15 protein-coding genes and 1 tRNA gene are annotated in these 13,988 nt (G+C 65.0%); 6 read left to right on the top strand and 10 right to left on the bottom strand.

All coding sequences use genetic code 11. The features are described 5' to 3' along the window. Positions 1–36 precede the first annotated feature (36 nt). Complete coding sequence (locus HZZ16_RS18785) at positions 37–513, top strand: DUF3775 domain-containing protein (protein WP_197950410.1); 477 nt, start codon at positions 37–39, stop codon at positions 511–513. A 44-nt stretch (positions 514–557) separates the two neighbouring features. Here HZZ16_RS18785 and HZZ16_RS18790 read toward each other — a convergent pair whose 3' ends face one another. Together HZZ16_RS18790 and HZZ16_RS18795 are read right to left on the bottom strand one after the other, a co-directional pair. Next, positions 558–1,340, bottom strand: coding sequence for an SDR family oxidoreductase (locus HZZ16_RS18790; protein ID WP_197950413.1), 783 nt, complete (start codon positions 1,338–1,340; stop codon positions 558–560). 130 nt (positions 1,341–1,470) lie between these two features. After that, positions 1,471–1,983: a CvpA family protein gene (locus tag HZZ16_RS18795; protein ID WP_197950415.1), complete on the bottom strand. Its 513-nt coding sequence runs from the start codon at positions 1,981–1,983 to the stop codon at positions 1,471–1,473. A 120-nt stretch (positions 1,984–2,103) separates the two neighbouring features. Between HZZ16_RS18795 and HZZ16_RS18800 the strand changes: the two genes are divergently transcribed. Beyond that, on the top strand, positions 2,104–2,865 hold the full coding sequence (locus HZZ16_RS18800; protein ID WP_197950418.1) for an SDR family oxidoreductase: 762 nt from the start codon (positions 2,104–2,106) through the stop codon (positions 2,863–2,865). 118 nt (positions 2,866–2,983) lie between these two features. Here HZZ16_RS18800 and HZZ16_RS18805 read toward each other — a convergent pair whose 3' ends face one another. Next, entirely contained in the window at positions 2,984–4,576 is a 1,593-nt protein-coding gene (locus tag HZZ16_RS18805; protein WP_197950421.1) for a GMC family oxidoreductase, read from the bottom strand. Between the two features lie 419 nt (positions 4,577–4,995). On the opposite strand from HZZ16_RS18805, the gene HZZ16_RS18810 reads away from it, so the two are divergent. Beyond that, positions 4,996–5,072 (top strand) — tRNA-Met (locus HZZ16_RS18810). A 449-nt stretch (positions 5,073–5,521) separates the two neighbouring features. On the opposite strand, the gene HZZ16_RS18815 is transcribed toward HZZ16_RS18810, so the two are convergent. The 3 genes from HZZ16_RS18815 to HZZ16_RS18825 all read right to left on the bottom strand — a co-directional run bounded on the left by HZZ16_RS18815 (position 5,522) and on the right by HZZ16_RS18825 (position 7,770). Further along, positions 5,522–6,103: an amino acid synthesis family protein gene (locus HZZ16_RS18815; RefSeq protein WP_197950424.1), complete on the bottom strand. Its 582-nt coding sequence runs from the start codon at positions 6,101–6,103 to the stop codon at positions 5,522–5,524. Between the two features lie 7 nt (positions 6,104–6,110). Next, the gene (locus tag HZZ16_RS18820) at positions 6,111–6,974 is read right to left on the bottom strand and encodes a fumarylacetoacetate hydrolase family protein (protein ID WP_197950427.1); all 864 of its coding nucleotides are present in this window, start codon (positions 6,972–6,974) and stop codon (positions 6,111–6,113) included. Between the two features lie 94 nt (positions 6,975–7,068). Then, positions 7,069–7,770, bottom strand: a complete 702-nt coding sequence (locus HZZ16_RS18825; RefSeq protein ID WP_197950429.1) for an FCD domain-containing protein — start codon at positions 7,768–7,770, stop codon at positions 7,069–7,071. 119 nt (positions 7,771–7,889) lie between these two features. On the opposite strand from HZZ16_RS18825, the gene HZZ16_RS18830 reads away from it, so the two are divergent. From HZZ16_RS18830 to HZZ16_RS18840, 3 genes are all read left to right on the top strand, one after another. Further along, positions 7,890–8,882 carry a zinc-dependent alcohol dehydrogenase family protein gene (locus HZZ16_RS18830; protein WP_197950431.1) on the top strand — a complete coding sequence of 331 codons (993 nt, stop codon included), beginning with the start codon at positions 7,890–7,892 and terminating at the stop codon, positions 8,880–8,882. A gap of 16 nt (positions 8,883–8,898) precedes the next feature. Beyond that, positions 8,899–9,801, top strand: a complete 903-nt coding sequence (locus tag HZZ16_RS18835) for a VOC family protein (protein ID WP_197950433.1) — start codon at positions 8,899–8,901, stop codon at positions 9,799–9,801. Between the two features lie 74 nt (positions 9,802–9,875). Continuing rightward, positions 9,876–10,853 (top strand): tripartite tricarboxylate transporter substrate binding protein, encoded by a 978-nt coding sequence (locus HZZ16_RS18840; protein ID WP_197950615.1) that lies wholly within the window; start codon positions 9,876–9,878, stop codon positions 10,851–10,853. 100 nt (positions 10,854–10,953) lie between these two features. Here HZZ16_RS18840 and HZZ16_RS18845 read toward each other — a convergent pair whose 3' ends face one another. Genes HZZ16_RS18845 through HZZ16_RS18860 form a run of 4 tightly spaced genes read right to left on the bottom strand, consistent with a single transcriptional unit; the run spans position 10,954 to position 13,986 of the window. Next, positions 10,954–11,721 carry an ABC transporter permease gene (locus HZZ16_RS18845; protein WP_197950435.1) on the bottom strand — a complete coding sequence of 256 codons (768 nt, stop codon included), beginning with the start codon at positions 11,719–11,721 and terminating at the stop codon, positions 10,954–10,956. Then, positions 11,718–12,482, bottom strand: coding sequence for an ABC transporter permease (locus tag HZZ16_RS18850; protein ID WP_197950437.1), 765 nt, complete (start codon positions 12,480–12,482; stop codon positions 11,718–11,720). The genes HZZ16_RS18845 and HZZ16_RS18850 overlap by 4 nt, the downstream gene beginning before the upstream one ends. After that, the gene (locus tag HZZ16_RS18855; protein WP_197950439.1) at positions 12,479–13,285 is read right to left on the bottom strand and encodes an ABC transporter ATP-binding protein; all 807 of its coding nucleotides are present in this window, start codon (positions 13,283–13,285) and stop codon (positions 12,479–12,481) included. Before HZZ16_RS18855 ends, HZZ16_RS18850 begins: the two co-directional genes overlap by 4 nt. Beyond that, positions 13,282–13,986 carry a GntR family transcriptional regulator gene (locus HZZ16_RS18860; RefSeq protein WP_197950441.1) on the bottom strand — a complete coding sequence of 235 codons (705 nt, stop codon included), beginning with the start codon at positions 13,984–13,986 and terminating at the stop codon, positions 13,282–13,284. The genes HZZ16_RS18855 and HZZ16_RS18860 overlap by 4 nt, the downstream gene beginning before the upstream one ends. Positions 13,987–13,988: the final 2 nt, after the last annotated feature.

Raw genomic sequence — 13,988 nt, forward strand, 5'->3', positions numbered from 1 at the left:
ATCGCGGGGAACTGGACGTTAGCCGAAGAGGACGCCATGCCAGAGCTTGCGATTTCCGCGGAGAAGGTTGCCTTCATCATCGAGAAGGCGCGCGAATTCGACGTCAAGGAGGGCGATTCCGATCCGGATTCCGGCTCGAATGCGGCCGACGACGATATGATGGATGTCCTCGACGACGATGGCTCTGATCCCGTCGTGCAAGAGCTCGGCAGCTTCATGATCGCCTTGAACGAGGACGAGCAGCTCGATCTCGTCGCGCTGACCTGGCTCGGCCGCGGTGACGGCACGATCGATGACTGGGACGATCTGCGCGCCCGCGCGGCGGAGGCGCGCCGTGAATATGGCAGCCCGCGCCGCGAAACGGTGCACTACCTGCTCGGCGAGCCCATGCTGGGGGATCTGCTCGCGAACGGGCTCGACGAATTCGGCATCGACTGGACCGATGAGCGCACCACCGCCGATTCCTCCGCTCCGAGCCAGCAGGATGAGGACGAGCCGACCAAGCGACGGTGAGGCGGAGAGCGCTCTCCCCGTAACGACGGGGAGAGTGAGATACGTTACAGCGTCCCCGGGAAAGCACCGCCATCCAGCAGAATGTTCTGTCCGGTGATGAAGCCGGCCTTGGCGCCGCACAGGAAGGCGCAGGCATAGCCGAATTCCTCGGGCTGGCCGAAGCGGCCGGCGGGGTTCTGCTTGGCGCGCTCGGCCAGGATTTGCTCAGGGCTGACGCCACGCTTGTCGGCCTCGGCCTTCGCGGTGCCGGTGAGCCGATCGGTCTCGAACGGGCCCGGCAACAGGCCATTGATGGTGACGTTGTTGATCACAGTCTTGCGCGACAGGCCGGCGATGAAGCCCGTGAGGCCGGCGCGGGCGCCGTTGGAAAGGCCGAGGATGTCGATCGGCGCCTTCACCGCGGCCGAGGTGATGTTGACAATGCGGCCGAACTTGCGCGCCATCATGCCGTCGACCGTCGCCTTGATCAGCTCGATCGGGGTCAGCATGTTGGCGTCGATCGCCTTGATCCAGTCGTCGCGGGTCCAATTGCGGAAATCGCCGGGCGGCGGGCCGCCGGCGTTGTTGATCAGGATGTCAGGCTCGGGGCAGGCCTTCAGCACCGCCTCGCGGCCCGCCGGCGTCGTGATGTCGCCGACGATCTCGGTGACCGTCACGTCGGGATAGGCCTCGCGGATCTCATCGGCGGTCTTCTTCAGTGCTTCGGCGCCGCGCGCTGTCAGCGTGACGTGAACGCCGGCCTCAGCCAGCGAGACGGCGCAGGCGCGTCCGAGGCCCTTGCTGGATGCGCAGACGATGGCGCGGCGACCTTTGATCCCAAGATCCACTCTTTCACTCCCGTAAATGTCAGGCAGGTTTTGGACGGGGGCTACCTTAGCCAAGTGTGATGCCGCTGATAAGGGATCGGCCCGCACCAAAATGCATGCGCCTCGCGGCCAGCGATGCAAATGCGCCAGATCAGATCCGCTGCTCCTGCTTGAGGCGGTCGATTGCGGCGGCGGCTTCCGGCGGCAGCGACTTGAAGCCCATCTGGCCCACGGTCGAGAACAGCGGGCGCAGATGCGAGCCGGCGAGGAAGGGCGGCTCGCGGTTCGTCGGCACGATCTGGTCGAACACCAGCACCAAGGTGGTGGCGACGAGGCCGACCCTGACGGCGCCGAGCGCCGCGCCGCCGAGCCGGTCGCCGATGCCGGCCTCACCGATCGTGTCGTTCAGCGCGACACGGCCGATATGGCCGAACAACACGCCGACGACCACGAAGATGGCGAAGAACCAGATCCAGTTCTGCAGCAGCGGCGAGTTCGGATTGCTGGCGATCTGCGGTGCGATCAGCGGCATCAGCGCCACCGCGATCGGCGCGGCGAGCAGATAAGCGAGGATGGTGATGGCGCTGCGCAGCAGCCCGGTTCTGAACCCCAAGCCGACCGCGACGGCCAGCGCGGCGTAGATGGCGAGATCGAAACTGTTCATACGCACAACCCTGCCTCGACGGAACGAATGAACGCCGAGCTGATCATTCCGGTTTCAGATCGCTAAAATCGTCTGTATTGGTGGCTCCAAAGCTTAAGGGAACCGCGCAAGGAACGCGTCATGTCAGACCTATTCGACGTCAGTAAAGAAACCATTCTCGTCACGGGTGCGAGCCAGGGGCTGGGCCGGCAATTTGCTCGCGTACTGGCGGCGCATGGTGCGGCCGTCGCGCTCGCTGCGCGGCAGACCGACAAATTGAAGAGCCTGGAAGACGACATTCGCGGCAAGGGTGGCCGCGCGACTGCGGTCGCGCTCGACGTCACCGACACCGCCTCGATCGCCAAGGCTGTCGACGCCGTCGAAGCCGCGCTCGGGCCCGTCACGGTGCTGATCAACAATGCCGGCATCGCCATCGAGAAGCTCGCGACCGAGCAGACCGAGGCCGATTGGGACGCGGTGATCGGCGCCAATCTCAAGGGCGCCTATTTCCTCGCGACGGAAGTGGCGCGCCGCATGATCGCGCGCAAGCAGCCGGGCAACATCGTCAACATCGCCTCCGTGCTCGGCACCGGCGTCTTGAAGGCGCTCTCGCCCTACGCGATCTCCAAGGCCGGCATCATCCAGGCGACGAGAGCGATGGCACTTGAGCTCGCGGGCCAGAACATCCGCATCAACGCGCTCGCGCCCGGCTATATCGATACGGAGATGAACCACGCCTTCTGGTCGACGCCGGCAGGCGAGCGCCTTGCCAAACGCATCCCGCAACGCCGCGTCGGCGCCGAGTCCGATCTCGACGGCGCGATTCTGCTGCTGGCCTCCAACGCGTCGCGCTACATGACCGGGAGCGTGGTGACCGTGGATGGCGGGTTCTTGTTGAGTTGAGCCGACACGCACTGCTCTAGCCACCCCGTCATTGCGAGCGCAGCGAAGCAATCCAGAATCCCGCCGCGGAAAGACCCTGGATTGCTTCGCTGCGCTCGCAATGACGGAAGAGAGGGAGTTATCGCATCTCCGCCCGGATCATATCCGCCGCCTTCTCCCCGATCATGATGGTCGGTGCATTGGTGTTGCCGCCGATCAGAGTCGGCATGATCGAGGCATCGACCACGCGCAATCCTGCCACGCCGTGCACCTTCAACACCGGATCGACCACGGCCATCGCGTCGGTGCCCATCTTGCAGGTGCCGACGGGGTGATAGACGGTGTCGACGCGCGCGCGCAGAATGGCGCGGATGTCGTCATCGGTTCTCACCTCCGATGTGAACATGTCCTTTTTCTGTAGCGCCCGCATCGCAGGTGTCTCCATCAGCCGCCGCGTCGTCTTGAAGCCGGCGACCATCGCCTCGAGATCCTCCGCCTCGCCCAGGAAGTTCGGGTCGATCAGCGGCGCTGCGAGCGGATCGGCGCTTTTCAGCCAAATGCTGCCGCGGCTCTTCGGTCTGAGGAGGCAGAAATGGCATGAGAAGCCCGCCTCCTTGTGCTTCTTGCGGCCGTGGTCGTCGAGCATCGCGATGACGAAGTGGAGCTGGATGTCCGGCACGTCGAGATCAGGCCGGGTTTTCAGGAAGCCGCCGCACTCGGCGAAATTGGTGGTCATCACGCCGCGCCGTTCGCGGCGATATCGTTGGATACCCCGCAGCAGGGATGGCAGCCGACTGATCGAGGCGTGAACGAAGTGCGGATAATCGGAGGCGTAGACGAACACGAAATCCGGATGGTCCTGCAGATTGCGCCCGACGCCGGGCAGGTGATGCACGACGGCAATGCCGTGCGCGGCAAGCGCATCGCCGTCACCTAGTCCCGACAGCATCAGCAGCTGAGGCGACTGGAAGGCGCCGGCGGCGAGGACCACCTCACGGCGGGCGCGCAGCTGCTTCTTCTGGTTGCCCTGCACATATTCGATGCCGACCGCGCGCCCACCTTCGAACAGGATCTTCGTTGCCCGTGCTCCCGTCTCGACCCGCAGATTGGCGCGCTTGCCCAGATGGGGAGCCACATAAGCGCGCGCCGCGCTCCAGCGCTCGCCGTTGCGCTGGGTCACCTGGTAGCTGCCGAGCCCTTCATGGTCCTCGGCATTGAAGTCCTCGCGGATGCGGAACTGCGCCTCGCGCGCGGCCTGATGGAAGACGTCATGGATCGGATTGTCCGAGCGCAGCCGGTTGACGTGCAGCGGGCCGCCCTTGCCGTGATATTCGCCGTCGAAATCGGCGTTGTTCTCCGACCGCTTGAAATAGGGCAGCACGTCCGCATACGACCAGCCGGTATTGCCGAGCGCGGCCCAATGGTCGTAATCCCATTTATGGCCGCGGATGTAGACCATGGCGTTGATCGCCGAAGAACCGCCGAGGCCCTTGCCGCGCGGCTGATAGCCGATGCGGCCGTTCAATCCTTTCTGCGGCACCGTATCGAAGGCCCAGTTGGCCGCGGCATAGGGCAGCGCGAGCCCGAATGGCGTCGTGATCCGCCAGGTGTCGTTCCGTCCCCCCGCATCGAGCAGCGCAACGGATGTCGGCGCATCCTCCGACAGCCGCCCCGCGACGGTGCAGCCGCCCGAGCCCGCGCCCACGACGACGAAATCGAATGTGTCGGTCAATATGTTTCCCCATTTACCGTCATTCCGGGGCGCGCGAAGCGCGAGCCCGGAATCCATTCAGCCGCATGACGTGCTGCGAAACGGATTTTCGGGTTCGATGCTGCGCATCGCCCCGGAATGACCCCCGGCGTTCAGCCTTAATCTTGTTGCCGCAAGCTGGCCCTTTGTGGAACTTCTGGCAAGAGCGCCCGGAACGGTGCGGAAATTCGTCCATCCCCCTGTCACAAAGTCGAAAAAAACGTTCCCGCAGCCCTTTCCAAAGGCAGCCCGCCTTGATACATACCGCCCGCACCCGACGGGCATTGCCCGGGGGTCGCCTTCCAAGGAAGCCTTTGGGACGGAAGCGGAAAGCCAGCGCGACCAGCGCCGGCCTCAACCGACCGTCCCCGGGATTTAACCGAAGGCGCGCAAAGGTTTAACGCGGGGTGGAGCAGCCCGGTAGCTCGTCAGGCTCATAACCTGAAGGTCATAGGTTCAAATCCTATCCCCGCAACCAAATTCGGATTGACCGGATCCGTGACGAAAAACGGCCCGCGCAAAGCGGGCCGTTTTTGTTTTGGCGGTGTGATCGCCGCGCTACCGCGCCGCAGTTTGCTAGGCGAGCAGTCGCTGACGCAACCTCATGGAACGCGATGGTGTGATTTGCGTAGGGGCCGAATTGGCCGCCTCGTGATGTAGGCCCAGCCCAGCACGGAGGCGGCTACGAGAACAGAGCTCCAATTACAGTGAATGGGCCGAGGGCCGCTTCTCAGAGGTGATAGCCGTGAAGAATCCAGGCTGGCCCGGTTTGATGATCGAGGTCGATGGGATCGCGGCGACCCAGTTTGGCTTAAGGCTCTTCAGTCAAAGCACAAGGCGCCGGAATGAACCGGCGCCTTTGTTAGACCAGCGGGCGTCATGACTGCCAGGGTTTGTGATGTCTGAGGCGGAATCCGCCGTCAATCCTCAGCGCTGCCCATCGTGCACCGAGATATCCGACACGGCGAGGCCCCCGATCCGCGCATGAGGTCTGCCGCCGGTCGCCATCACCAGGCCGAACGCGATCTCGTCACGCCTGGGCGCATCCCAGATCGTCATCTCAGCCGTGCTGAAATGGCTGCGGACGTAGGCCGCGTGGATATGGCCGAGCGGCACCATCAGGCGCGTGCCGGCGCCGCCAATGGTCTTCGCCGCCGGCACGATCGCTTTGGGCTGTCCCAGCACCTCGCGCATGCCCTGGCCGCCGGCTTCGTGCCAGACGGCGCCGTGCTCGAGCTCGCCGTCCTCGCCGACGATGATGCCCTTGCCATAGGCTTCGATACGCTCGGCGCCGCCGAGTTGCGCGATCAGTCGGCTCGCGAGCTCGCGGCCGAGCCCACGCAAGGACGCCTGGAACGGTATCAGGTCAGGCTCATAGCGGCCGGTGAAGGGATTGCGGATCACTGCGACCGCGGTCCCCACCAGCAGCGGCTTCTCCAGCCGGGGGCCGCGCTCGTGCAAGATCGTCTCGACGCTGAGTGCGGTCTTGCGAATGTCGTATGACGACATGCCGGGCCTATGCCTCATCCTCGACCGGATTGCTCAGCACGCCGATGTTCTCGATCTCAACCTCCACGATATCCCCGGGCTTGAGGAAGATCGGCGGCTTGCGTGTGAAGCCGACGCCAGCGGGTGTACCTGTGACGATCACATCGCCCGGAACGAGGTCGAAAATGGTCGAGCAATATTCGATCAGGCGTGGGATCGAGAAGATCAGCATCGAGGTGTTGGAGGACTGCATCACCGTTCCGTTGACGCGGGTCTCCAGCTTGAGATTGGTCGGGTCGCCGATCTCATCGGGAGTGACGAGCCACGGTCCGAAGGGGCCGGTGCCGACGAAGTTCTTGCCGGAAGCGATCTGCTGCGCATGGCGCTGCCAGTCGCGCACGCTGACGTCATTGTAGATCGAGTAGCCCGCCACATGACTCCAGGCCTCGGCCTGGCTGATGTGACGGCCGCCCTTGCCGATGATGACCGCAAGCTCGCCTTCCCAGTCGAAATTGTCCGACACTTTCGGCCGGATCACCGGGGCATTGTGGCCGACCTGGGAGCGCCAGACCCGCAGGAAGATCGGCGGAAACTCCGTGATCTCGCGCTTCATGCCGAAGGCCACCGCCTCGTTGTGGTGGTCGAGGTAATTGCGCACGGCGCAGACGATCTTTTCCGGGCGCGGGATCACCGGCAGATATTTGACGTCGCTCAGCGCTATCGTCGGCTTGTGCCCGGCGACGATAGACTCGCGGCGCGCGTAGTCGTCGCTGCCGAGGAAGTCTGCCAGCGTCGGGTACTGGGGCAAGGCGCGGCCGAGATCGATGACGCCATTTTCGACGACGACACCCCAGCTTTCCCGGTTTCCGTCCAAGAACGACAGCAGCTTCATGGTTTCGCCCCAAGGGTTTCAATTTTCGATGAGGCGTATTATTTTCGAAAATTGCTCGCGACGCAAGCCCGCGGCGTGAAAATGTCCGTACTGCCTACTCGGCGTCGAGCAGATGGCCGGCGTAAGTCGCCACGTTGTCGAAGGTCGAGCGGATATGCGCCTCGATGAGCTGCACGGCGAGATCGGCATTACGCGAGATCGCCGCCTGCATGATCGCCTGGTGCTCGCCGGCCTTGTCGCGTGGGCGAGGGCGGAAATTGGCGGAGAGGTGCCGGTAGCGCTCGGCACGGTCAAACAGCTCGGCGCGGATGGCGAGCAGCGTTGCCGAGCCGCAGGCGGAGACCAGCGCCTGGTGGAACTGGCGGTGAGCGATCTTCCATTCGGGATCGCGCAGGGGATGCGCGGGATCGCGCTGTTCGATCCGCTTCAGGCGGTGCAGCGTCGAGATCACGGCGATTTCCCAGTCGTCATCGCCGCGCTCGATCGAGCGGCGGATCAATTCCACCTCGATCAGCACGCGGGCATCAGTGACCTCCACCAGATCCTGGCGGCTGACCGGCGCGACGCGAAACCCGCGCTGCTCCTGGGCGTCGACGAGGCCCTCGGCGGCAAGCGCCGTCAGCGCCTCGCGCAGCGTCGTAAAGCTTGCGCCGAAGCGCTCCCGCAGCACGTCGAAACGCAGCGGCTCGCCGGGTGCCAGGCTGCAGGCGATGATCTCCTCGCGCAGCCGATGGGTGATGTCGGCGGCAATGGTCTTGCCGAATTCCTTGCGGGGACGAATGGCGCTGTCGGGCATGGGCCTGCCAATGAATCGATGGCCCAAGATGCCGCGGCAACGACCATCTTGCAATAATTTTCGCAAACGGTATGATTTTCGAAAATAACGTTTTGAAGAGGTCTGGGGAGCGTGGAGACATGAGGGCGGTGTTGGTGCGTCAGCCGGGTGGGCCGGATGCACTCGAGGTGGTCGAGGTTCCCGTGCCCGGGCCGGGCGCAGGCCAGGTGCAGATCAGGGCTGAGGCGTTCGGGGTCGGGCAGCCCGACGCGCTGATCCGGCGCGGCGTGTACAAATGGATGCCGCCTCTGCCGGCCAATCCCGGCAACGACGTTGCGGGCCGCATCTCCGCGCTCGGGCCTGATGTCGAGGGCATTGCCGTCGGCCAGAAGGTGCTGCTGAGCGCACGCGATCTGTCCCAGCGCGGCGGCTGCTACGCCGATTATGTGGTGGCGCCCGCAGACGCTGTGCATACACTGCCCGACCATGTCGATCTGCAAGCCGCCGTGTGCCTGTCGAACTACCAGGTGGCCTACGCGCTGCTGCACGAGTGCCGCCATCCGCGCGCACCTAGCAGCGTGCTGGTGATCGGCGCTGCCGGCGGCGTCGGCACCGCGCTGGTGCAGCTGGCAAAGCTCGCCGGGATGACCGTGATCGGCACGGTCTCGACCGAGCAGAAAGCCGCCTTCGCGAAGGCCAACGGCGCCGATCACATCATCTTCTACCGCAGCGAGGATGTGGTGGCGCGGACGCGCGAGCTGACCAAGGGCGAGGGCGTCGGCCTCGTGCTCGATCACGTCTGCGGGCCCGAATTCACCGCCTATCTCGGCGCGCTCGGCAAATGGGGCGCGCTGCTGTCGTACAATGCCTTCGCGGGGCTGCCGGAAGAAAACCTGATGACGGCGATGCGCAACCATCTCGATATCTGTCCGGCGGTGCGCTGCTTCTCCTTCCACATCTACGACCATGATCGCGACGGTCGTCGCGCCCTGATGCGCAGCGTGATCGAGGCGCTGGGTCGCAATGCGATCAAGCCGGCGATCTCGGCGGTCTTGAGGCTCGACGAGGTCAGGAAAGCGCATACGCTGCTGGAGCAAGGCTCCGCGCTCGGCAAGATCATCATGACGCCATGAGGGGCTGGACCGCACGATGACACAAGCACCCATTGCACGCCTCACCCGGCTGCGGCACGCGACCTTCACCTCGCCGGATCCGGAACGGCTGCTCGACTACTACCGCGGCGTGATCGGTCTTGGCCTAGTCGCTCGCGACGGAGGCCGCCTGTTTCTCGCCAATGAGTCCGAGCAGCTCTCGCTGGTAATCGAGCCCGGCAATGCCGCGCTGAAGAGCATCGCCTTCGAAATATCCCCTGACATCCAGTTCGAGGCGCTCGGCTCTGCGCTGAAGCAGGCTGACTTGCGGCCCGAGCTTCACAGTGATCCGTTGCCGGGCATCTCTCGCCTGCTGTCGTTCAGCGATCCCGAGGGGACACGCTTCGAATTGATCCAGGGCTGGACGCCGACGCCCGCGCAGGAGCGCATCGCAGGGCTCGCCGTCAGCAAGCTCGGCCATGTCGCGCTGCGCACGCCCGATCCGCAAGCAGCTTCCGAGTTCTACGCCAATGCGATGGGCCTGCGGGTCTCCGACTGGATCGAGGACCGCTTCGTCTTCATGCGTAGCGGCTTCGAGCACCACACGCTGAATTTCGCCCGCGCGCCGGTGCGCAATCTTCATCACTTCGCCTTCGAGCTGCGGGGCCCCGACCACATGCATCAAGCCTGCGACCATCTCGCGCGGCACAAGGTCCCCGTGCTCTGGGGGCCGGTGCGTCATGGTCCCGGGCACAACACCGCGATCTACCACCGCAATCCCGACGGTCACCTGGTCGAGCTGTTCTTCGACCTCGACCGCATGACCGACGAGGCGCTCGGCTATTTCGAGCCGCGTCCGTGGCATCGCGATCGCCCACAGCGGCCAAAAGTCTGGGTCGGGCTGCCGCGCGACGTCTGGGGCATGCCGCCATCGCCTGAATGCACGGAGTTCGCGCGGTAGCGGCTCAACGACGACTTGAAGATCGCCGCACACATTGCGGCCAACAACACAATAACCAAACGGGAGAAGCATCCATGGGTCGGATCAAGCGGCTTGCTGCGGCCATTTTTCTGCTGGGCTCTTGTCTCGCGACGGGTCCGGCGTCGGCGGACACTTATCCGTCGCGCCCGATCCGTCTGCTACACGGCTTTGTCGCGGGCGGCGCGGCCGACACGCTGTCGCGCATGATCGCCGATGGGCTCTCGAAGAAGCTCGGGCAGCCGATTGTCGTCGAAGCGAAGCCCGGCGCCGGCGGCAACATCGCGGCAGACGCCGTCGCAAAAGCAGCGCCCGACGGTTACACGCTCGGCCTTGTCACCGGCGCGCACGCGATATCGGCGGCGACCTACAAGAGTCTCAGCTATCAGCCGGCCGAGAGCTTCGACATGATTTCGACGCTGGTCTATTACGCGCTTGTCATCGCGGTGCGTAGCGATCATCCGGCCAAATCGCTGGGCGAGCTCATTGCTATGGCCAAAGAGAAGCCCGGGACGTTGAGCTTCGGATCGGTCGGCTTTGGCAGCACGCATCATCTTGCCGGAGAGCTGCTCAATGCGACGGCCGGCATCGACATCATGCATGTGCCTTATCGCGGCGATTCCCAATCGCTCACCGCGCTGCTCGGTGGTGATGTGCCTGTCGTCGTCGGCACGCCCGTCCTGCTCGCGCCGCAGATCCAGAGCGGTGCGATCCGCGGCCTGGCGGTCACGTCGCCGAAGCGGACCGCGCTGCTGCCGGATGTGCCGACCGTCGAGGAAGCTGGCGTCAAGGGATACAACGTGCGCACCTGGGCAGGACTACTTGCCCCCAAGGGAACGCCACCGTCCGTCGTCGGCGCCCTCAATGCCGCCACGCTCGACGTACTGAAGGATCCGGAACTGAGGCAGCGTCTTGAGACCGCCGTTGGAGGTGAAGTCCGCGGAAGCACGCCCGATGAAATGAAACAACTGATCGAGTCCGAAATCGCCAAATGGTCTGCGGTGGTGGAACGAGCGAAAATTCCGAAGATCTGACCGAACTCGTGTTCATGGCGGTGGGGATGCTGAGGCGACGTCAGGTCCGGGCAGGCCAGCTTGATCTTCAGCTCGACCTCTGATTGGAAATTGAGCCTCTTCACCGTGCCGCCGCTTGCCACGCGAGCAGTCGCTGCTCCAGCAGCGACATCGCTATCGAGGTGACATATCCGGTGGCGCCGAGCAGGATCACCCCAGCAAAGAGGTCGGCGGATCGGAACGCGCGTGCCGAGAGCAGGACCCAGTGACCAAGGCCGTCGAGGCCGGCCAGGATCTCGCAGACCACCGAGAGGATCAGCGCGACAGTCAGGCTGAGCCGCATGCCGGCGAGGATGTCCGGCAATGCCGAGGGCAGGGCGATCTTGGCAATGATTGCGGCGCGCGACATCTGCAGCGAGCGGGCGACCTCATACAGCCGCGGCTCGACTGCGGCAAAGCCGTGAATGGTTGCGAGCATGATCGGCCAGATCGCGCCGAAGGCGATCACGAACAGCGCCATGCCTTGCGTCAGCCCGAGCATCGCGATCGCGACTGGGATGATCGCCGAGACCGGCAGGGGCCTTAAGAATTCCAGCGACGGCGCGACATAGGCCCGCATCATCTTGGACGAACCGATCAGCGCGCCAAGCCCAATGCCGGCGATCGAGGCGGCGAACCAGCCATAGGCCATATGCTCCAGCGTGCCGATCAGCTTGCCCGCGAGATCGCCGCTGGAGAAGCCGCGCACCAAAGCGGCCCAGGCTCTATCAGGACCGGGCAGGAACACCGGCGACACCAGCTTCAGATTGGCGATGAGCTGCCACGCCGCGATGAAGCCGGCCGCGACGAGGACGCTTGCGACACGCCAGAGGATCGCCGCTCGCTTCATGGATGGTCTCCGGCGAGCGCGGCGCGGCCGAACAGGCGGCGCTGGGCCACGATCAACAGCATGTTCAGCGCGTAGCCGATCGCGCCGATCCAGACGAGATAGGCGAGCATCAGGTCGGCGCGCAGTGCCTGCTGCGCCAGCATAATGCCGGCACCCAAGCCAATCGGGTTGATGGCGATCTCGACGGTGACCGCGACGATCAGGGCGATCCCGGCCGACAGGCGGAAGGCGACAAAGATCCGCGGCAGTGCGGCCGGGATCACGACCTTCGCGATCCGTTGCGGCGCGCTCAGCCGTAAGGCGCGCGACACTTCCATCAATCGCGGCTCGATGCTGCGCACCGCGCTGCGCGTCATGATCAGCATCGGCCAGACGCAGGCGAACGCCACGATCACGATCTCCATGCGGTAGCCGAAGCCGAGCGCGATCAACGCAATCGGCAGCAGCGCGATCGAGGGAATCGGGCGGATCGCCTCGACCGTCACCTCCATCAGCCGGTCGAGGGGACGCGAAACGCCCAAGGCGATGCCGAGCGCAAGCCCGATGGCGCTGCCAATGGCAAGGCCTGCAAAGGTAGCGAACAGCGTGTCCCGGGTCGCGATCGGTATAGAGAGATCGGCAAGCGCCGCGGCCAGCGCCGCGAAGATCGCGCTCGGCGGGGCCAGGCTGTCGCTTTGCAGTTGGGTAAGGCGCGCCCAGAGCTCGAGCGCCAGCATCAGCGCCAGCGGCAGCAGCAAGGGCTTGGTGCGGTCGAGGCTCAATGTTCGGTCGCCTTGATGAAGTCGAACAATTGCCGGCGCAGCCGCAGGAATTCCGGATGCTCGCGGGTGGCGAGCTGGTCGCGCGGACGCGGCAGGTCGACGTCGAGCTCGATCCCGATCCGGCCCGGATGCGGCAAGAGGCCGATGACGCGGTCGCCGAGATAGATGGCCTCGTCGAGATCGTGGGTCACGAAGACCACGGTGGTCTGGCTCGCCTGCGTCAGCGACAGCACCTCGTCCTGCAAGCCCTGGCGCGTCATCGCATCCAGCGCGCCGAACGGTTCGTCCATCAGCAGCGTCGACGGCTCCTGCGCAAGGCAGCGCGCGATCTGCAGGCGCTGCTGCATGCCGCCCGACATTTCGGTCGGATATTTATCGGCATGGCCGGGCAATCCGACCTTGCGCAGTAGCGCTTCGATACGCGCGCCGCGCTCGCGCACCGGCACACGGGAGGCCTCCAGTGCCAGCGAGATATTTCCGGCCGCGGTCCGCCAAGGCAACAGCGCCTTGCCGTAATCCTGGAACACGATCGCGACCTCGCGGCGCGGCTCGGTGATCGGCTCGCCGTCAAAGGTCACGGCGCCGCTCGTCGGGCGATAGAGGCCCGCGGCGAGCCGCAGCGCCGTGGTCTTGCCGCAGCCGGAGGCGCCGACGATGCAGAGGAATTCGCCCGGCCGCACCTGAAGATCGAGATTCTCGATGATGGTCTTGCCGCCGAGCCGCAGCGTCGCGGCGTTGAACGCGATCAGTGTTTTTTGCCGCCGCGCGGCGCGCGCCTCGTCGAGTCTGGCAACGACGCTCATGACTGCTCCCGGCTGGCCGATGGATAGACGAAATCGATGGTCGAGTGCAGATGCGCTGCGAGCATCTTCTGCGCGGCGGCCACATCGCGAGCGAGCACGTGGTCGGCGAGCATCTGGTGAGTCCGGATGAAGCCTTCGCCGCTGTCGATGGCTGCCATCATCACGCGGCGATAGCGGTAGGCCTGGTCGTAGAGGTCGGAATGGGCAGCCAGCATGCGCTGCGAGCCGCAGGCGGCGAGCAGCGCGGTATGAAAACCCTTGTGCAGCCGGTCGAAATCGGCCGCGCCTTCGCGGAATTCATTGCCGGTGCGCTCGATATGCCGCCGCATCTGATGCAGCGTGCTGATGATGCCGGCCTCCCAGGCGGCATCGCCGTGCAGGATCGCGAGCCTCACGGCCTCTATCTCGACCGCCGTCCGCATGCAGGTGATGTCGGCAAGATCCTCGCGGCTGACCTCGGCGACACGGAAGCCGCGCTGGCCGATGCCGACGATCAGGCCGCGCGACATCAGCCGCGACAGGCCTTCGCGCAAGGGGGTCGCGCCGATCTCGTAGCGCTGCACCAGATCGACGATGCCGAGCCGTGATCCCGGCGCGAGATGTCCGGCCAGGATGTCCTGCTCGATCAGGCTTGCGGCGCGCTCGCTCAAGGTGCCGGCCTCGGCCTGTGGGCGTTCGAGGGTGCGCTCGGGGGCAGGCATCG

The sequence above is a fragment of the Bradyrhizobium glycinis genome (genome assembly GCF_016031655.1).
Taxonomy (GTDB): domain Bacteria; phylum Pseudomonadota; class Alphaproteobacteria; order Rhizobiales; family Xanthobacteraceae; genus Bradyrhizobium; species Bradyrhizobium glycinis.